The 20438-nt window shown below is 42.8% G+C and carries 11 protein-coding genes; 6 read left to right on the forward strand and 5 right to left on the reverse strand.

Annotation, left to right across the window (positions count from 1 at the left end):
- Positions 1-401 precede the first annotated feature (401 nt).
- The 4 genes from RG963_RS03465 to RG963_RS03480 form a co-directional block, all read right to left on the reverse strand.
- On the reverse strand, positions 402-2714 hold the full coding sequence (locus RG963_RS03465; protein WP_310574886.1) for a DEAD/DEAH box helicase: 2313 nt from the start codon (positions 2712-2714) through the stop codon (positions 402-404).
- A gap of 263 nt (positions 2715-2977) precedes the next feature.
- A complete protein-coding gene (locus tag RG963_RS03470; RefSeq protein ID WP_310574887.1) occupies positions 2978-4885 on the reverse strand; it encodes a threonine--tRNA ligase in 1908 nt (635 codons plus the stop codon).
- A 259-nt stretch (positions 4886-5144) separates the two neighbouring features.
- On the reverse strand, positions 5145-6251 hold the full coding sequence (locus RG963_RS03475; protein WP_310574888.1) for an AI-2E family transporter: 1107 nt from the start codon (positions 6249-6251) through the stop codon (positions 5145-5147).
- A gap of 149 nt (positions 6252-6400) precedes the next feature.
- Positions 6401-8662: a phosphoadenosine phosphosulfate reductase domain-containing protein gene (locus tag RG963_RS03480; RefSeq protein ID WP_310574889.1), complete on the reverse strand. Its 2262-nt coding sequence runs from the start codon at positions 8660-8662 to the stop codon at positions 6401-6403.
- A gap of 437 nt (positions 8663-9099) precedes the next feature.
- Here RG963_RS03480 and RG963_RS03485 point away from each other — a divergent pair, with 437 nt between their 5' ends.
- From RG963_RS03485 to RG963_RS03495, 3 genes are all read left to right on the forward strand, one after another.
- Positions 9100-10350, forward strand: coding sequence for an NAD(P)/FAD-dependent oxidoreductase (locus RG963_RS03485; protein WP_310574890.1), 1251 nt, complete (start codon positions 9100-9102; stop codon positions 10348-10350).
- A gap of 95 nt (positions 10351-10445) precedes the next feature.
- On the forward strand, positions 10446-11510 hold the full coding sequence (locus RG963_RS03490; protein WP_310574891.1) for an acyltransferase: 1065 nt from the start codon (positions 10446-10448) through the stop codon (positions 11508-11510).
- 388 nt (positions 11511-11898) lie between these two features.
- The gene (locus RG963_RS03495; protein WP_310574892.1) at positions 11899-12603 is read left to right on the forward strand and encodes a type 1 glutamine amidotransferase; all 705 of its coding nucleotides are present in this window, start codon (positions 11899-11901) and stop codon (positions 12601-12603) included.
- A gap of 377 nt (positions 12604-12980) precedes the next feature.
- Here the strand turns inward: RG963_RS03495 and RG963_RS03500 are convergent, their stop codons facing one another.
- Positions 12981-13130: a hypothetical protein gene (locus RG963_RS03500; RefSeq protein ID WP_310574893.1), complete on the reverse strand. Its 150-nt coding sequence runs from the start codon at positions 13128-13130 to the stop codon at positions 12981-12983.
- A gap of 465 nt (positions 13131-13595) precedes the next feature.
- Here RG963_RS03500 and RG963_RS03505 point away from each other — a divergent pair, with 465 nt between their 5' ends.
- The 3 genes from RG963_RS03505 to RG963_RS03515 all read left to right on the forward strand — a co-directional run bounded on the left by RG963_RS03505 (position 13596) and on the right by RG963_RS03515 (position 19838).
- Entirely contained in the window at positions 13596-16244 is a 2649-nt protein-coding gene (locus RG963_RS03505) for a PAS domain S-box protein (RefSeq protein WP_310574894.1), read from the forward strand.
- Positions 16245-16551: 307 nt separating this feature from the next.
- Positions 16552-18264 (forward strand): hydantoinase/oxoprolinase family protein, encoded by a 1713-nt coding sequence (locus RG963_RS03510; RefSeq protein WP_310574895.1) that lies wholly within the window; start codon positions 16552-16554, stop codon positions 18262-18264.
- Positions 18261-19838, forward strand: coding sequence for a histone deacetylase family protein (locus tag RG963_RS03515; RefSeq protein ID WP_310574896.1), 1578 nt, complete (start codon positions 18261-18263; stop codon positions 19836-19838). The genes RG963_RS03510 and RG963_RS03515 overlap by 4 nt, the downstream gene beginning before the upstream one ends.
- Positions 19839-20438 lie beyond the last annotated feature (600 nt).

Here is a 20438-nt window from a genome sequence, read left to right on the forward strand (position 1 = left end):
ATTCCACTTTCCGCAGATGTCTTCTAAAAACTGACATTATTCTAAAAACTGATATTTTCTTCCATCATAAAAACCCACATACAAAACTGTCGTGCACCAGAGAAATTTAATGTTAAAAATAAGGAATAAAAAGTTTTTAATCTGTAAATTGAGGAGAATAATTCTGTTAAATGACAAGTAAATTCTTATACAAATGTATTTTTATTGGGAAAGCATTAGAACCACATTTAATCTGATAAATACGGCTCAATAACCCTTAAAAAACGGATCATTTTTTGAGGGCCCTATTACTTTTTCTTCAGACGACTCTGTTCCAAAATAGAGTGATTTTTAACTTTACATTCACCACTTTATTTTGGAACTGCGTCAAATTTCCCCCCAAAAAATTGCTGAAAAAAAAATCACTTCTGCCTGATAATGTTTTTAACCCGCCTGTCCCAGTCCGTAGACTCAAAAAGTTCCCTGATTTCGGGAGAGTCGTCAATGAAACAGAAACCCCAGTAAACCGCAGGCAGAAACTCCCGTTTCCACTGCTCCTTCTTCTTTTTATCGAGAAACTGGTATGTTTCCGAAGACGACAGGCGGCTTACGAACCCGAGCACTTTTACAAGATCCGGAATGGTCTTCTGGGCAGAACCGAGTTTAAGGCATTTAAGCCTGTAGCTTTCGATCTTTCGGAAATCTGGTTCGAAACCAAGGGTTTTCAGGATACGGTTTTTCTCGGGAAGCGAGAGGCGTGAACCTTCGTACTTGAGGGAATTTAGGGCCTGAAGTTTCAGCAACCACTCAACCTCCCCAAAAACCTTGGGTTTATGCTGCCTCGAAACGTCTCCTAGCCTGCGGTCTTCATAGGCTTCTCGCTTGAGCTTATTTATCCGGCCTGAAAGGTTTGAAAATTCTTCTGCGTCCCTGAGTTCCCTGATCCTGAACCTCAGGACAGCCCGCATGAGTTCCCGCTTTTCCCGCTCAAAAGCTCCAATATCTTTTTCCTCGGTCAGCGCGAGCAGGCGTGAGAAGTATTTTGCCCGTATGTCGGTCGGAGGAAGCCTTACAGGCACTTCCCTGAGTTGAGTATCTTTTCCTTTGTTTTTTATGAGGGTGCCAAAGTCCACTTTATTAATCTCTATCTTTCCTTCCTCAATCGCCCTTGCTGCATCGCCTTCTGAGAAAAGCTCATCAAGGCGGATCTCGGGCTGGAGCATCTGAACCTGATCAACCTTTTCTCCGTTAAAGACCCCTTCCCCAAAGCGCTGGTAGAGAGAGTCAATACTGTCCGAAATCTCAAAGATGCTTCCCTGCTGCTTTCCCGATAGCGGAGAAAGCCTTGTAATCCTTCCTACCTGCTGTTCAAAAAGCCGCATGCTCAGGGTGGGCCGCAGCAGGACAAGGGCTTCAAGCCCCGGAAAATCAAAACCTTCAATCAGCATGCCTACGGTGCAGAGAACATAGGGGGGTTTTCCGATCTCCCTGAAAGCTGCAAGGAGGGCACTTTGTTCATCTTTGGGCAATTCGGAGGTCATAAAAGCCGCATCTCTGAACTCTCCTTCAGGGGTATAATTCTCAAAATCAGCAGGCAGGACAGGGTCAGGGTCCTGTTCTAATTCCGGGACCGAAATTTCCCCATTGAAGACCGAGGCGGTGAGCTTTGCATGAAACGCATTAATTTTCTCGCCGAGTGCACCGGCTCCGTAGACGCGCTTTCGGACAGGGGCGCAAAAGACGAGAGTCTTTGCACTCCTCTGTTTGACCATAGAATCATACACATCTTTTGCAAGCTGAGTTCTTCTGATTACCTTTTTCAACTTATCGGCAGTGCTGCAGTCAAGGAAAAGGTCCTGTTTATCAAGCTCATCCAACCCTTTTTCAAAGTCAAAGATCTCAAAGATATCTTCCGAACTCTCGGCAATAGTATATTTGAGGGGCGCAAGCTCTTCGTCCAGGATGCATTCAGGAAGAGTTTTTGCGTAGATTTCCCTCATATCCCCTGCAATTTCATCCACGAACTTGACATTTCCGACCACACCCTGGAACGGAGTTGCAGTCATTCCCAGGATTTTTGTCCCTAACTCATTGAGAAAATCATTTCCTCTGTTATTGATGAAATTGTGGATTTCGTCCACAATTGCAAGGTCGGCAAATTCAAGAATCAGCTCTTTAATCTCAGAACTCTGCTTTCCGAGTACTGTCTGCAAAGAGGCGAAAAGCACAAAACCTTTACCCTTTTCCTGCCCGAAAGATTTCAAAGTTGCAGCAAGCTCCTTTCGACCCACCTTATTCTCAGAAGAGAGGAGAGCGCTATTGGGAAAAAGGGGCCTGTTTTTCTTCCTGTCGTAATAAGTCTGGCTAAGAAGAGGGTTATTTTTAGAAACCAGGAAAAGCACAATTTTTCCTTCGTCATAGTACTTTTTCATTATATGTTTTGAAAGAAAGGTCTTACCCCAGCCGGTGGGAACCTTGATATAGCCTCTCTGATGGGTTTCAAAATATTCCAGAATATCCTCGAAGATTTTCTTTTTATCTTCCCTCAAGGGCTCAAGCTCGACGGTTTCCATGTCGGCTACAGTTTCATTTGAATTTATCATCAATACGCTGTCCTTACACTTTTCACTGTAGAAGCTTTTTAGTACCTTTTCAAAAACCAGAAAATACCTTTCAAAGAAGTTTCTGGGAAACTGGTATAGCCACGCAACAGTAGATGTTGCATGCAACTGCAAACATTATAAGAAGTAACTCCCCGCAACTTACAAATAATTCATAAAAACTTCAGTCCAGAAAAACTTAAGTCACGTTCTTTTCTTTCAGAAGCGGAAAAGAATAATTCTGGAACTGCTTTTATTTAAAAGGAATCCCTTTTCAATAATAAGAATTACGTCAATATATATGTTATGCCTATAGATTGTACCAAAAAAGTCAAAGGGAAGAGGCAAATAAGGAAATTTATTCCTTTTAGCCGTCTCCAAAAACTGTTTTAAAAAGTTTAGATAAACTTTGGCCTTGCCGAGAGATACTTTGCAAGGGGCAGTTTTCTGTAAGGTTTATCGGATATTTCGCCTCTGATCCGCGCGTTAAGTTCTTCCTGAGTAATTTGCACTTTTTTCGGCTTATTCTGCTCGGATTCGGACCGAATGGTTACGTTAATGGTGCCGTCTTCTATTTCTTTATCACCAATGACCACTAAATAAGGAACCCATTCCCTGCCTGCTTCTCTTACTTTCTTTCCTATGGACAGGTCGCGGTCGTCAATGTCAACCCTGCAGTCAAGCTTCTGTGCAACCTCTTCAGCAAAGGCAACATGTTTCTCTGAAACCGGCACAATCCTGACCTGGGTAGGAGAAAGCCAGACAGGCAGCATGGGAACCTTTCCTTCTTCGGTGTCCATTGCAGCCTTTTCGAGAAGAGCGTAGATACAGCGTTCGATTGCCCCGCTCGGAGAGCAGTGAAGGACGGTAGGCCGTTCCAGTTTACCGTCAGTATTTACATAAGAAATATCGTACCTTTCGGCGTTTTCCACATCAATCTGGACTGTTGAAAGCGCGCTTGCTTTGGCAAGGGCGTCTACGAAGTTAAACTCGAACTTGAGTACAAAGTAGAAGAAACGGGTGTCCCACATTTCCACAAGTACGGGTTTATTGACGGTTTTTGCCATACTGACTACAAGCTCTTTATTTGACTCGTAAAAGTCCCTGGTGAAGCGGATGGCAACCTCATAATCATTAATATGGATTCCCATATTTTCAAGCACATCGATGCAGAGGTCATATTGCTTTTTGAACTGGTTAACGGCCTGATCCATATCCTCGCAGAGGGTGTGCATATCAGGCATGGTAAAAGCCCTGAGTCTTCTCAAACCCACAAGTTCTCCCCGCTGTTCCTTCCTGAAACTGTAGCGGGTCATTTCGATCATCCTCAGAGGCAGGTTCTTGTAGGAAATCGTCATGTCGTGGTTCATAAGGAATTGCCCGAAACAGGCTGCAAAACGCAGAAACATCTGCCGCTTATCAGACTCAATAGAATACTGCCTTGCAGGGAACCTATCCAGGTATTTCTTCAGAGTCGGATGGTTCATGTCATACATGATAGGAGTTTCGACTTCCATTGCCCCGAACTCGGTTGCGACATCAAGCACATAATTTTCAAGAAGAGACTTTATAAGCCTTCCTTTAGGGTAATAGCGCATGTTTCCGGAATCTGATCCCGGTTCGTAGTCCGCAAGTTCAAGCCTCCGCATAAGTTCTACATGGGGGGGAGCCCGTTCAACAGCTCTGCTCTTGGAAATTTCGTAGTTTACAAACTGTTGAAGTTTAGGGTAAGGGGTGAGGTCAAAACTCTCGACTTCATGAAGTTCTCCATCAAGGGTCAGGATGCGCCAGTAAGACCTTGCAGTCCCTTCGGCTTTCAGGGCTTCGGAAACAACCTCTTCTTTTTCCCCGGCTGCGGCTGCTTTGCCTGCTGCTTTTGAAGCCCCCTCAGGGCGGATGCTTCTGGAGAGTTCGGAAAGGGGATGGCCTTTACAGCTTATATTAAAGGCCTTATACCATCCGAAAGGAGCACGCTTGACCTCGTATTTACCTGAGAGAGCTGTCTCTATTCCTTTTAAGACCTCTACTGCAACTTTCGGAGAAGAAAGGTCGGAGCTTAAGTGGGCGTAAGGGTAGAGCATTATGCGGTCGGTTTTGACCTGGGTTGCTACCTTTTCGATTTCAGAAACAGCCTTTTGTATAGCTTCCTCAGGGTTTACCTCATCTACACTTTCTACAGCCGTGAAAACGGTAAGTGCTTCCTCGAGCCTGCCGGACTTTAAGGACTCTTCTATTTTTTCAGCAACTGGAGTTTGTTTTTTGGTTTCGTATTCAATATAATCAGAGTGAATGAGCAATAACTGCATTCTAACACCTGTGTTCCCGCTGGAATGTGATTCCGAATTAGCTTCGGTTCTTAATCAAATAATCAATTTATTTCAGGACTGTCTGCGGTCTGTACCCGTCAGTAGATCTTGATTAACGGAAGTAAAGAAGAATATATGACAGTCCTAATATCCTGCAACGATATAAAGCAATCCCTTTCGACTGATATTTCTTACTATAGCCTCAAAAGCTCTCAAATCCCCGAGATTCAGCTAATTTGTGTAATTTTATTTTTGGAAATTACTTTTCTGAGCCAGTCGTACAGGGGGGTCTCAGACTCTTGAGGTCTATGTTGATCTCTGCCAGTTCAGGGTGAATCTGCTCCTGATAAACCCTGTAAGCCGCAACCAGAGCTCCCAGGAGAATAGGAGCTGCAAAAAAACCTGCAATTCCCCCAACAAAAGCTCCGCCGAGGAAGGCAAGCATGAGCAACATCGGATGAATCCTGGACTTCAAACTGGTCAGGTAGGGCCTGAGAATCAGTTCGGGAGGGCCATAGATTATGAGGGACGAAACAACAAAGAAAAGAGCTGCACCTTCAAACCCTTGCTCAATGTAACGCATTAGAGACAAAGGCACAAGCACCATATAACCGGCAAAAAGAGGGATTACTGATGCTATAAAGATGAGGGTCGCGAGTGCCAGTACATGAGGAAACCCAAAAGCATAGAAAACAAAAACTGAAGTTACGCTTACTATAAGGGCAGAGTAGGCATTACCCAGGAAAATTCCTTTAAGGATCAGATCCAGATGACACGCATAACGGTTTACAATTCCTTTGTACTCTTTTGGCATCATGCCAAGAAAAGCGCAGTAAAGCCGGTCCCCGTCAGCAAGTATGAAATAGCAGAAAATGATCGATATTATAAAATTAATGACAAAGAGACCTATACTCCGGGCATATGATATAACTCCTATACTGCCGATTGCAGGAAGAAGGGAGGTAAAAAGGTCCCAGATAGCAGAATTAAGACTTTCTAGAAGTTTTGCCGGAATTTCCAGAGCATTTATGAAATCAAGAATTGCACCCACGACTGCAGTCTGATTGTCAAGAATCCAGGAGATCTGGTTGAGGATTTCAACAATACCTGCTCCGACAATGAAAACTATGGGAACGAAAATACATAGGCTGGCAACCAGAGCGCCGATTTTTCTGTGTCTGTTGAATTTTATCTGGATAGGTCTTGCGATGTAAGCAAAGACTATACCGAGTACTATTCCGTCTGCAAGAGGCAGGAGGATTAGAAAAGATAAGCATAAAAGCACTGCTAATACCAGGGCTGCTCCAATTTTCCAGCGGCTGGCAATTATCTGGCTTACTCCGTCAGGGGTCTGGCTCAATTTCATTTTTCAGTTCCGTTTGGATAAATAGATGATAGAAATTTAATCAGATATATGCAGAAAGCTGATAAGAATCCAGTATCAAAATATAATTAGGAACTATTTAAAAATATCATAAAGTTGGGAAATTCCGGCAAATCCGGACTTTTGACCATTCATACTTTTAGTTTTTTATCCAGATCAGGTACAAGCTTATCAAAATATCTGGTTACCACACAGGATTCCGTACATTTCCCGCACCTGATGCAGGCTTCACTTATATGCGGTTTCTTTTCGTTGAGAGAAATCGCCCCGACAGGACAGGCTTTTACACAGATGCCGCAGCCTGTACAGCGTGAAAGCCTTATAAATTGCTTTGCAGCTTCCTTAAAAAGACAAACAGCTTTTTCCTTTGTTTCCGAACTTGCAAGCAGGTTTCCATTTGAAAAATATTTTACAGTTCCGGCCCCGGTTTTAACCAGCAACATACCCAGGTCCTCCGCATAAACCGTACTTCCAAGTACATTCATGAAATCTGCAGCTTCTTTTTCCCTGATGCCCCTGACTCCTGCTTCTATTGAGAAGCCTCCAGCCTTGCATGGGGAAATTCCTGCTACGACTTCAATTTCAAAGTCTTCGATATTTTCCTTAGCAAGAACGGAAATCCCAAGTTCCTCTGCCAGCCTGAGCATTTTCGGAGGCAGTTCCTTCCAGCGCCAGAATCCATGTTCTATGAACTTTTCCGAAAGCCCTCTGGTTTTCGCCCACTTGAGCAGGAAGGTGTTCCACTTCTCATGCATTTCAGGGTGCAACTCTTTTACCCTGGCATACTCGGCAGCAAGGGCAGACGGGCAAAGCCAGCAACCTACCCTTTCGAAGCCAAGGTCATAGAGCGGATTGTATGGCAGTCCTCTCCAGTGGATATAGAGCCACACTTCAAGCGCTTTCCAGTCCCTGATAGGAAAGATGTTGAGCTGGGCAGGGACAAAGGGATTTGTCTCACTTGCCGCAATCCTTGCCCTTGAGAAAGATTCGTGCTTCCGTTTACCGTCGATTGTTAGATAAGCCACGCCATTACCTGCTCTTTTTCCATTAAGAGAGCAGGCTTCTTTCCCTGCGTCGAAGTCTCCTGCAGATGCCAGCTTGCAGACTTTGCAGCACCAGCGGAAGTCCTTTGCAGGAGGCCCTAATTTTGTTACCTGATCCCGGAAAGCAGAACCTGCACTTGCTTCTTCAAGCGAAATTTCCCTTTCGCGGCAAAAACTCCGCACAAATTCGACAGTTTCTGGGAATTCTATCCCGGTATTCAGGAAGAAAGCTCTGAGTTCCCTCTGCTTGAGGGAAGCCTGCGCCAGGTCTAGCACCACAAGACTGTCTTTTCCGCCGCTGAAGGAAACATAGACAGGCAGTTTTCGGTATTCGTTTCTGGAAACAAGCCCGCGAATAGTGTTGATTGCATTTTTTCCCAGAACCTGCAGGTGCTTTCTGTTAGCCTCGACACAAGCCCCGAGATTCGGAGTTTCAGGATGAAGGAATGCCTCACTACTGTCAACTTTCCTGATCCTGAGGACTTTCTTCCCGGCTTCGAATGAGGATTCGGGTTCATTCCGGGTTTCGGTCTCATGCGGGGTTTTCAGGCCTGGAAAATCTGCGCCGTCGATAAAAGAAATTCCGTATCCTGTCAGGCTGCCTGCAGTCACCAGAACGAAGTCCTCTGCCTTTATGTTCCCGGCAAAAGATTCCACAAGTTCTGCTGCCACATTTTTCCCGTTAAGGTGCCCATTTGTTTTTTTGAGTTCGACTTTCATGCCTTCAGCGTATTTCAGGAGAACTTTTGCTCCCTGTAAGGAAGGTTCGAAACTGTAACCCATTTCCGAAAGTTCGAAACGGAGAATTCCGAAAATGAAGCCGTCTACAAGCACTTCATCGGTTTTATCCTCTCCGGGGATCTTATTAAGGAGAATAAGCTTCTCCCCAAGGGGATTGCAGCCGAAAGCCGAATACAGTTGCCCTTCCAGGACTTCCCGTTCGTAAGGAGAACAGAAACGGACATCTGCGGGCTGGGAGAGCCTAATAACTTCTCCTTTGCTGCCACATCTTCCGCATTCTTCCCCTATCAGGGGCAGATTACATTTTCCGCACCAGAAAATGTGGTCATCCTCATACTCGAAACGCTGGGAGTTGTTTTTCTTCGATAGTGCCAGATCCGGACTTTTTCCAGAGCCATGGCTCTTTTCCGGAGAATATTTCCCAGTAGAACGTTTCCCTTTGAAATCCGCGGATTTGCCTTCTACCTTGTTTTTGCGGGTCTGAGAATTCTCTATATCCGATGTTCGGGAAACTTTTTTGTCAGGAATTTGGGAAGCTTTTCTCTCTTCACTGTTTCTTTTTTGTTTCTGTTGACCCGATGCCTGGGACTTGTCTTTTTTCTGCTGCATGGAAATCCTGGTCAGTGATTCGAAGAAATGGTTAAGTATTTGATCGTTCAGTTTTTACCGTTCAGTCTTAGCACGGATACGTTTATCGATATATCAAGATTGTGAAAGTATGGAAAATTAAGAAGACATTGGGACCTGAAAATCTCACCTGATATTCTACGTGATAGAAGGGCCAGACAAGCACTCAAAAGATTGTCCAAAGGATCGATTTAAGATAATTAAAATACCCTTTAAAAGGTCACTTTAAAGATCAGTTTTAAGATGATTTGAAACATCATTCGGAGATCACTTAAAAGGTAATCTTTGATAGAAGGCAATTTTCGATAGAAATATCACTTAGGTAGTATATTTAGTATGTAATTGTAATTATATTTATGAGTTATGAATATATTAAGCTTCCTGTTAATGTAAAGGCTTATTCTTGAAGGTGATACGGTATGAAGTACGATGTTGTTGTGGTTGGAGCCGGTCCTGTGGGTTCCACTGCTGCTCGCCATGCAGCCCTGAATGGAGCAAAGGTCCTCCTGCTCGAAGAACATTCTTCCATAGGGTCACCTGTAGGCTGTACCGGGCTTTTGAGCACGAGAGCTGTTGCAGAGTGCGAACTCAAGCCTTCGGAAAAATTTGTGTTCAATTCTGTGCGCGGGGCTTTTGTACACGCTCCCGACGGGCAATATCTGCCAATCGACGGGAGGCAGACAAAAGCATATGTAGTCTCGCGGAAAAACTTTGACCGGGCCCTTGCAGTAATGGCTGTGGAAGAAGGCGTTGAACTCTCTCTCAGGACAAGGGCTGTAGGATTTGAAAAAGAGAATCCGGAAGCCGGTAAAAAAGGGAAGAAAAGTTCTCCTGTAAAACTCAGAGTAATCAAAAACGGCAGGCTCGAAACGATATGCGCATCCGTTGTGATAGGGGCAGATGGGGTAAAAAGCCGGATAGCCAGCTATGCAGGCCTTGAAAAACCTGCCCGTGTGCTTCCAGGCATCCAGATCGAAGCTCCCTATGCCTCGGAAGATAGTCACTTTGTTGAACTGTTCCCTGGCTCTTTTGCTCCCGGCTTTTTTGCCTGGACCGTACCGGTTGATGAAAAAGTTTCAAGGATCGCGCTTGCCCTTGAACCGAGGCTTGCCTGGAAAAGCGGTCAGAAAGACTGTTCTCCCCTTTTCTACCTTGAGAAATTCCTCCACTCCAACCCTCACGTAAAATCCAGGTATTCAGGAGGTATGCTTGATTTTGTAGTCGGAGGAATTCCGATTGGCCCTCCGGAAAAAACAGTTTCCGATGGCATTATGCTGGTAGGGGACGCTGCCGGGCAAGCTAAACCGACGTCAGGGGGCGGAATCTATACAGGGGCTTTTGCGGCAAAAATAGCTGGAAAAGTTGCAGCAAACGCTGCCCTCGAGGGAGATACTTCTGCAAAAAGGCTTTCCGAATATGATCAACTCTGGCGGAAAGGCCTTGGAAAAGAGCTTGAAATTGGCATGAAAATCCATGACTATATGGGGAAGCTGGAAGACAGACAGTTAAACGACCTCATAGGCTCTCTAAATACCCCATCTATTCTCAACACCATCACTGAGTATGGAGATATGGACCATCCTTCTATCCTTATGAGGAAACTCATGTTTTCAGGAAACTCCCTGAGGCTGATGAAAGCCTTTGGGACATTCCTGGGAACTCTTTTTTGAAGAGCCCGGAAGAGCACAGAGAATTTAGACAAACCTCAATTATGGGAAGTTAAGCCGTTACAACATAAAAAATTAATACGGATTTGAGGAATCAAATGGAGAATGTTATTCAAAAACCCGTAACTATAAATAGGTACATTTGGGTTGATTTGATCCGGATAATAGCGATATTTGCAGTGGTGGCAATCCATGTCAACAATTTCGGATTCGTTTGGAATAAAGTATCATGGATAGACTGGTGGGCGTCTAATATTTATAACGCGATGATACTTTTCGCGGTGCCGATATTATTCATATTGAGCGGTTACCTATTATTGGATAAGCAGGAGGATGATCGGACCTTCTTTTCAAAGAGGTTTGGCAAGGTCATTATTCCTCTAGTTGCATGGTCAATGATATATATGATATTCGCGAACAACTATAATATATTTAGTATATTTACCGTAGATTTTGTGCAAAAATTCTGGTCTAATAAAATATTTTATCACCTCTATTTCCTCTACTACATCATAGGATTATATCTCCTCACACCGTTGTTACGCAGGATCTTAGCGCATGCAAACATGTCTGACATATTATATTTTTTACTACTTTGGTTTTTATTCACGCCTCTCAACCAGTTAATAGGATTTTTCGGATACAATATTGGGATACCCGTAGAAGCCGCAACAGGGAATCTCGGTTTATATATCATTGGTTATGCCATCAAAAAAACCCAGATAACTGACAAAATAGTATATTTGTCGGGTGTCATAGTTGCTACTTTGTTAATGGTTATGATCTTCGGGTCTTATATTATGAGCATGAATAGCGGAAAATTCGATAATTTTTTAACTTCGTTAAATATAACGCAAACATCATATGCGATATGTTTGTTCATCTTGCTCCGGGAAACCCTGGATCATATGACGTTAAAAACGTCGCGCATGAAGACAGAAACTATAAGTGCTGTTGCGGAAGCTTCCATGGGAATATACCTCGTCCACCCAATCCTATTGCATTATATACGTCATGGGTTATTCGGGGTGTTTTTATTATCTCCGTCTTTTCTGAGCCCGATAATATCTGTTCCGCTGGTTACGGCCTTATTGTTCTTCGTTTCTCTGATCCTGGTGATAATAATGCAGAAAATACCTTTGATAAGGAAAATTGTGCCCTGATTTTAATTGGTTATTTGTATCCTTTTACTTTTATTCTTTTAAATACGGATAACTGCTACATCAGTTTTCATTACTTTGTATTGACCCTGATCAATCAAAAATTATGAAGAATAAAAAGATAATATTAATTCATGCGTCTTCGGTTAAGGAATTTTCTTGCCTGAAGGCTATCGATTTTACATTAGAAATTGGCTTCAAATTTTAGCCTCTTTACCTAAAATCAATACCCTGTTCCAGTTCAAAGTCCATCTAAATTTTAGATATATGTCAGGGTTTTAGATATATTTCAGGGGAATGAATTCAATTTATCATGATTCCTCACTTAACCGAAGACACATGAATATTAATTAAATATTAGCTTGAATCTTTAAAACTGAAGGTCTATCACATGAAAATACACTGTCTACAGCACGTTGAATTTGAAACGTTGGGAACTAATGCAGAATGGATTGAAGAAAAAAATCACTCTTTATCTATAACCCATTTATATACAAACGAGAATTTTCCCGGGATAGATGATTTTGACCTTCTCATAATAATGGGTGGACCAATGAATATTTACGAATATGAAAAATATCCCTGGCTTAGAGAAGAAAAAGCGTTCATAGAAAAAACGATTTCTTCAGGAAAAGCAATACTTGGGATCTGCCTGGGAGCTCAACTCCTTGCCGATGCCCTGAAAGCTGAAGTATTTAAAAATAATTATAAGGAAATAGGATGGTTTCCCGTATATATAAGCACAGAAACGAAATCTGAAACCTTTATTCTGAATGATATTCCTGAGAAGTTTATTGCATTTCACTGGCATGGAGATACGTTTAACCTTCCTGAAAGCTCAAAGAAGCTTTTTGTAAGCGAAGCTTGCGAAAATCAGGGATTTATTTACAAAAACAGGGTTATTGGACTCCAGTTTCATCTTGAAATGAGCAACAGAACAATAGGAAAAGTAATTGAAAACTGTAGAGATGAATTGGTTGTAGGAAAATACATTCAGAAAGAAAAGGAAATGCTGGATAAGTGTTCATTCCTTACAGAGTCAAAGCAATTAATGTTCAGACTGCTTGATAATTTTGAAGCACTAATCAGTTTTTGATATTATAAACAGTTTCTTTTAAAAGAAAAGGGCTACCTCAATGTTTTTTACATCATCGTTAAGCACAACATCTATAATTGCCACGCACGGAAAAATATAGAAAAACTGTAGATTTGTGAATTAGTCCGCTTGAGTAAGTAAAAAATAATGTTTTTCATTCCATAAATTAGTCCTCTCGAGCGCAGCGAGAAGGACTCCGTGCTCCCGAAGCGGAACTCGGGCGAGAAGGACTCCGTGCTCCCGAAGCGGAACTCGGGCGAGAAGGACTCCGTGCTGTTGCGATTACATCGCAACTCCCAGAAAATCTCCGATTTCCTGTGATCCCGAAGCGGAACTCGGGCGAGACGCAATTCAGGAAGCGAAATAAATCTTCCTGTTCAATCTTCCTTTAAGCCTTCCTGCTCATTCATTCTGTTTCTTTCAAGGTTAAGGATTTTCCTGATGACTATTTTTTTGGACCCGAGCCCAAGATCCTCGTTTTCAGGGTAGTTCGTCCTTACATACTCAAAAAGTTCATAAACGGTCATATCATCAAGTTTTCTTTTGAGCTGATTAAAGTCCTCCACAAGAACACCTTTTTTACAAAAACCAAATTTAATTTTTAAATTATATATATTAATTATATTATTTTGGTATTTTTATCCGGGTATTTATCCGGAATTGATGCAGGATGTGCCGGAATTTATGGATGCTTAAATACCAGGCTTTTTATAACTATCCATGATTAATTGTCTGAATTCAACCGGATTTTTATCAGAGTACTTATATAAGCTATTTTAAGTAAATTATCAGAATATTAATATGGTTATAAGTATTTACAGATAACCATAAAATAATGCTTAAAAAATAGGCTTAAGAATTTGAATCCTGGCATAAAGAATCCGAAATATTGAGTAATAATTTCCTAAAAAGAAGAATAGAGAAAATAAGGAACGGGTGGGTCAGGCATAAACCGGAATGACAGCGTAGATGGGGAAACTGAAGAAAACTGGATGAGAGAATTCCTTTTAAACAGCCCTGACCCTCTCCTGAGAACGGGGAAAGAAGGAATTATTCTTTACGCAAACAAGGCAGGAAAATCATTGCTGGAAGTGCTTAAAAGCCAGGTTAGAGATAAAGTTCCGGTTGAAATTCTGGATACTGTCCGGAAAGTAGCACTCCGAAAGAAACCTGCGCAGACGGAACTCAAAGCAGGCGAAAAAACATATTCAATTACTTTTACTCCTTTACGTGCCGGTGAGGGTATAATTCTCTGCGCATCTGATATCACCCCGCTCAAACAAACCAAGGAAAAACTACTTTTAAGAAAGATGGAGCACGAAGCCTTTTCCCGAATTGCCGAGCTTTCTCTCAAAAATCAGGATTTCCAGACTCTGCTAAATGAAGCCTTACCTCTGGTTACAGCTGCTCTTCGCGTAGAATACTGTAACATTCTGAAACTCATGCCTGATGGAAATTTTTTGTTTGAGAGGGGGATAGGCTGGAAGCCAGAGGATACAGGCAAAATAATTAAAAAAGATTTAGTCTCAAGAGCAGGTTACACTGTACTTTCAAAAAGACCTATTCTGTTAGAAAAACTGGATAGGAAGAATTCCATCAGAACAATGGGATTTGAAGGGTATCAGGATATAATGAGCGGGATAAGTGTGCTCATAGGAAGTGTTGAAAAGCCCTATGGGGTGCTTACGGTCCACAGCGCGAAAAAGGAGAAATTTACCGAAGAAGATGCTCATTTCCTGAATTCTGTTGCAATACTCATTTCATTGACGGTTGAACGAAAAGAAGTAGAAGATGCCCACCGAGACAAGGTTTATTTCCTGGAAACGCTGCTGGATACAATTCCGGCTCCTGTATTTTACAAGGATCTAAAAGGCGTTTATCAGGGGTGCAACGAGCTCTTTGCAAAAATGATCCTTGGATGTTCAAAAGAAAAGGTAACCGGACACTCAATGAATGAGCTTTCCGAAGCAATCCCCGCCGGATTTGGGGAAGTCTACAAAAGAATGGACATGCGTCTATTCCAGAAAAGAGGAAGCCAGGTTTACGAGTCCAAAGTGATATGTTCTGACGGATTGACGAGGGACTTTATTTTCAATAAGGCCACATACAAAAGCTGTTGTGGAGCTGCAGAAGGGCTTATAGGAGTAATGCTTGATATCACCGGACGCAAAAAAACGGAAGAAAAGCTGCAAACAAGCGAAGAAAGATACCGCCATATTGCGGAACAGACAGGGCAGTTGATATACGATATTGAACTGAAAAACGGCCATGTTGAGTGGGCAGGGGCAGTCACGGAACTCACCGGTTACAGTTATAAAGAAATTGAGAATTTGGATTTCTATGACTGGCTCGAGCATATTCATCCGGAAGATCGCAAAAGAGTGCAGCAATCATTCAAAAAGTGCTGGAATACAGGGGAGAAATTCCACGAGGAGTTCAGGTTCAGACGGAAGGATAGAAGCTATTTTTGTGTGAAAAATAAAGGTGTGTATCTGAGAGATGGGGAAGACCGTGTATGCAGAGCTCTTGGAGTAATGGAAGATGTTACTGAAATTAAACAGTCCTCTGAAAAATTGAAGGAAAACGAAGAGCTCTACCGGTCATTTTTACAGAATTTCAAAGGAATTTCTTTTAAACTTGACAGAAATTTTGTTCCCATATTTATTGAGGGAGTTATTGAGGAAATAAGCGGGTATGCAGAAGAAGACTTTATTTCCGGTAGAATATATATGTTTGACCTTATTGTCCCGGAAGATCGCCTAATTCTCAATCTAAGCCGGAAAAAAATGATTTCCTCCCCGAACTCCATCATGGAGCATGAGTACAGGCTCAGGCAGAAGGATGGAACTGTGAAGTGGGTTCATGAGGTAATCCACAATGTCTGCAACGCTTCAGGTGAAACATTGTTTATCCAGGGCTATGCTTATGACATTACTCAGAGGAAAAAAGTTGAGGAAACCCTTGCGAAAGCCGAAGAAATCGGCATGAGAGAAATTCACCACCGGATCAAGAATAACCTTCAGGTAGTTTCGTCCCTGCTCAGCCTTCAGGCTGAAAAATTTAAAGATCAGGAAGTTATTGAAGCCTTCAGAGAAAGCGAAAACCGTGTAGTCTCAATGTCCATAATCCATGAGGAGCTTTATAAATCAGAAGGCTCAACGAGCATCGATTTTGCAGAATATCTCAGGAAATTGACTACTGACATTCTGCATTCTTACAGAGTTAGAAACGAGCAGGTCAAGCTTCTACTCGATGTGGACAGCACATTTCTTGGGATTGATACGGCCATTCCTCTTGGAATCGTAATTAACGAACTTTTTTCAAACTCCCTTAAATACGCATTTCCCAGAGGTTCAGAAGGAGAGATAAGGATTTCTCTTTACAGACACGAAGCCGAAGGTCAAAAAACAGGTTTTGCAGAAGCCACAAGAAAGAAAGTGTCAGAGACGTCTTCCAGGTTTACTCTTACCTATTCGGACGATGGGGGTTGTTTTCCGGGAAATGTTGACTTCGAAAATCCCGGAACTCTTGGTCTGCAACTTGTAAACGCTCTCGTTGAGCAGATTAACGGAACAATCGAGCTTGAAAAAGAGAACGAAACAAAATTTACTCTCAGGTTTGAAGATAAGTTACCACTCTAAAGGTATAAAGACTAACTTTTGCACATAATAAAAAGATGAATTCCATTTTCAAACCTGATCTTAAATCGGGTTTTCTTTTAATGCCTGAAGGCAGAAATTTTTTGCAGGGCAGAGTGGTTTTTTTCATTCAAATTTTTTTGTCTTAAAGGTTTAAAAATAAGTATCTTGCGCATGAGAGACATGGCGCTGTATAAATTGAAACAAATAACACATACTTCTATACTAAGAATTCATTTGAAACTGGGTATAAAATAAGGAAGAAAAAATAACAAAGGAATACATATAGGCGAGGATAGGCGAATTGTGAATGCTAATAGGAATTGATGTCGGAGGCACCACTACGGATGCGGTGCTGATCCGAAATGGAGAAGTGTACAGTACTGCCAAGGTTTCCACTGAGCCCGGGAATCTCCTGAGTTCCCTGCTTGAAGCCCTTGACGCGATCAGCAGAGATATCCCTCCTGAGCAGCTGGAAAGAGTGGTATTCAGCACAACCGTGATAACAAATCTCATTGCCGAAGGCAAAACTGACCGGGTAGCCATGCTGCTCATTCCCGGACCTGGTATTAACCCGACAAGTTATACTTTTCCTGACAGCTTTTATCTTAAAGGGGCTATGGATTACAGGGGAAGGGAAATTCAGCCCCTTGATGAGGCCGAGATCAGGAAAATAGTGGTTTTGATCCGGGAACTTGGATTTTCCATGGCTGCTGTTGTAAGTAAATTCGGGCAGAGAAATCCTTCTCATGAACTCAGGATAGAGGAAATATTCAGGGAAGTGTATCCGGACTGCAAACTGGAACTCGGACATAAGGTTTCGGGAAAACTGAATTTCCCAAGGCGGATAGCAACTACAATGCTCGCCTCTGCTACCAGAGAGAGCTATCAGGAATTTGTTGAGAAAATTAGAAAAGCCCTTGAGGAGAGGAATATCAGGGCCCCTGTTTATATTCTGAAAGCCGACGGAGGAACTCTCCCAGTTGAGAAGTCAATAGAGTTCCCCGTGGAAACTATTTTTTCAGGCCCTGCTGCCAGCACAATTGGAGCCCTTGCCCTTACCCCGGAAGGGGAGACATCCGTGGTAGCGGATATAGGAGGGACCACCACAGACCTTGCGTTAATCCTTTCAGGCAAGCCTCTTCTGGCTTCTAAAGGCGCAAAGCTTGGAGGCTTCCTGACGCATGTTAGAGCTTTTTCTGTCCGTTCGATAGCTGTTGGAGGAGACAGTGTTGTAAGGGTTAAGAATTCAAACAGCGGTACAAAGCTAATAACTATTGGCCCTGACAGGGCAGGCCCTGCTTACTGTATGGGAGGAGAAGAAACTACCCCGACTGATGCCCTGAAGGTGCTCGGGCTTATTGATGTAGGAAATCCCGAACGTGCAAGGGAAGCAATTAAAGCCATAGGCTCCAGCCTGGGAAAATCCGAGATTGAAACTGCATCCCTGATAGTTGATAAAGCTACACAGATGATTACCAAAGCAGTCAATGAGATGTTTCTTGAATGGGAACAGGAGCCTGCTTATAGGATATGGGAAGTTCTGCAAGAGAAGAAAGCAAGGCCCGAAAACGTGGTAGGAATCGGAGGGGGGGCGAGAGGTCTTATTGCAGAAATTGCGAAAAAACTTGATGCAAAACCTGTTATTCCTGAATATGCAGAAGTAGGAAATGCTATCGGAGCAGCCGTTGCAAGGCCCACGCTTACTCTGAACCTGCGCATTGATACTGAACGGAAAGTGTACTCAGTCGCCGAAGAAGGGGAGATCGTCAGCCTTAATGTAACAGATATCGGTAATTTCAACAGGATGGGTTCAGGTGAAGCTGAAGCCCTTGCCGCAAAACTCCTCAGGGAACGTGCCAAAAGCTATGGAATTTCCGAGTATGCGGCCGAAGCCGAGATTGTTAATAGTGAAGTTTTTAACATTGTCAGCGGTTGGTCTACTGTCGGGCGGCTTTTTGATGTGAATATGCAGATTCCTGCAGGCCTGATACCGGAATGGAAAAGGGGAGAGAAAGAATGAAGTTAGGGTTTGAAAGGATCAAGGACGCACTGAAAGGTGTGACCGCGGAAAGCACTTCAGAAGGTAAAAAAGAACATGTCGAAGAGAAAAGGCAGGTCGACGAAGAAGAAATCCAGAAGGTAAGAAGTGAAGAATATAAGCATGAGACATCCGAGGAAACTAAAATGGAATTTAAAAAGACCGGGTTGGAACCGGGAGATGGGTCTTTATCTCCGGCAGACCGGAATGAAGCAGAAAAAACAGGCCTTATATTCTTCCCCGCCTTCGACTGGGCCATTTCCCCGACCCACCCGGAAAGAGAAGAGCGCCTCCTCTATACCAGGGACCAGATCTTTGAGGAAGGCCTGATGGACCTTCCAGAAATAGCCGAATATAAACCCCGCCTTGCAGATTACAGAGATATTGCCAGAGTTCACTTCTGTGTGCCTGACATAAAAGCCCAGGCTACAATCCCTCACCTGATAGCAGCAGGCAGCTGCCTGGTGCTTGGGGATGCCCTGATGAAAGGGGAAGTCAAAAACGCTTTTGCCCTTGTCCGCCCGCCTGGCCACCATGCGATGACAGTAGCTCACGGGAACAGGGGTTTTTGTAATATCAATAACGAAGCTATCCTGGTCGAATACCTGAGGAAAAAATATGGAGTCCGCAGGATAGCAATTGTGGATACTGATGTACATCACGGGGATGGGACACAGGAAATCTTTTATAACGATCCTGATGTGCTTTTTATTTCATTCCATCAGGACGGAAGGACACTTTATCCCGGATCGGGTTTCATAAACGAACTGGGAGGCCCAAAAGCCCTTAGCAGGACAATCAATATTCCACTTCCGCCTGCAACCCCTGATGAGGGTATACTCTACGTGCTCGATTCTCTGGTGCTTCCGATTCTTAAGGATTTCAAGCCTGAGCTCGTTCTTAATTCTGCAGGACAGGACAATCACTATACCGACCCCCTCGCAAATATGCGTTTTTCAGCACAGGGTTATGCAAAACTGAACGAGAAACTTGCTCCTGACCTGGCGGTGCTTGAAGGAGGCTATGCAATCCAGAGTGCACTGCCTTATGTGAATACAGGTATAATTCTTGCAATGGCAGGGCTTGATTATTCCTGCGTAAGGGAACCTGACTTTAAGCCAGGCATGTTTGTCCAGGCTGCAAGGGACAGACAGGTATTGGAGGAAATCGTCGCAGCGCAGCTTGAAAACTGGAGAAACAGGGACAGGCTTGTGAAGGCAGAGGTGGCAAAGCACGGGGACTTCTACCGCCGGAAAAAACAGATCTTTTACGACACGGATATGATTCAGGAATCGCAGGAAGAAACAATCCGTATGTGCCCTGACTGTCAGGGCTACAAAACCATTGACTCCCGTGCACACAGGAGTATAGGTGATACCAGGATCTTCGGGGTTTCGATTCCTATCTACGCCTGTGATAACTGCCAGGCTGAAGCCAGGGAAGAGTACAGAAAAAGGCTCAATAATCCGGAATACGAGTACATTTACCTGCAGGATAAAAAAGAGGACGAATATAGATCCTATAATACGAGGACAAAGCAGGAAAAGATTAATTAATATCGAAAAAAGCCTTTAAAAGCTGGAAACAATTTAAGCGGATAGGAAATAGCTACCTGTCGCAAAACATGATTTGCTAAGGCAAAAAAGATCTTATTGAAGCAGAAATCAGTTCATTAGAACAGGAAGCGCCTTATTGACTCAGGATATCGGGATAAGAGTTATGCAGATCCTTTTTCTTTTTATCCCGCATATTTTTCTTTATTTTGCATCTAATTCTTTTTTATTTCGGTATCCTTTTTGGACTAAAGAATAAGAAAACATGTGCATATTAAGTAAGAGAAAATTTGCAAAGATATTCTCCTTTTTTTGAGAAACTTTCTAAATATATTAATTTTACCCTTGGGGGCTAAAATCGTCAACTTACTCAAAATTTAAAGAGTTTTTGGAAATTGGTCCTGGCTAGCCGAAAAATGCATTTTATTTATTGACTCCAGCAGTCAAATAGGGGTAGGTAAAAATAAGATAGAGTCAGCTTTAATTCATTTTCAGCTTAATATAATGGAAAATTGATACTAAATTATATGGGAGAGTAATCAAGAGGTAATTCCAATAAGCGCAGATGTTATCTTACTCTTTTCCACATCTTTAATTTTTTTA

Source organism: Methanosarcina baikalica (assembly GCF_031461075.1).
Classification (GTDB): domain Archaea; phylum Halobacteriota; class Methanosarcinia; order Methanosarcinales; family Methanosarcinaceae; genus Methanosarcina; species Methanosarcina baikalica.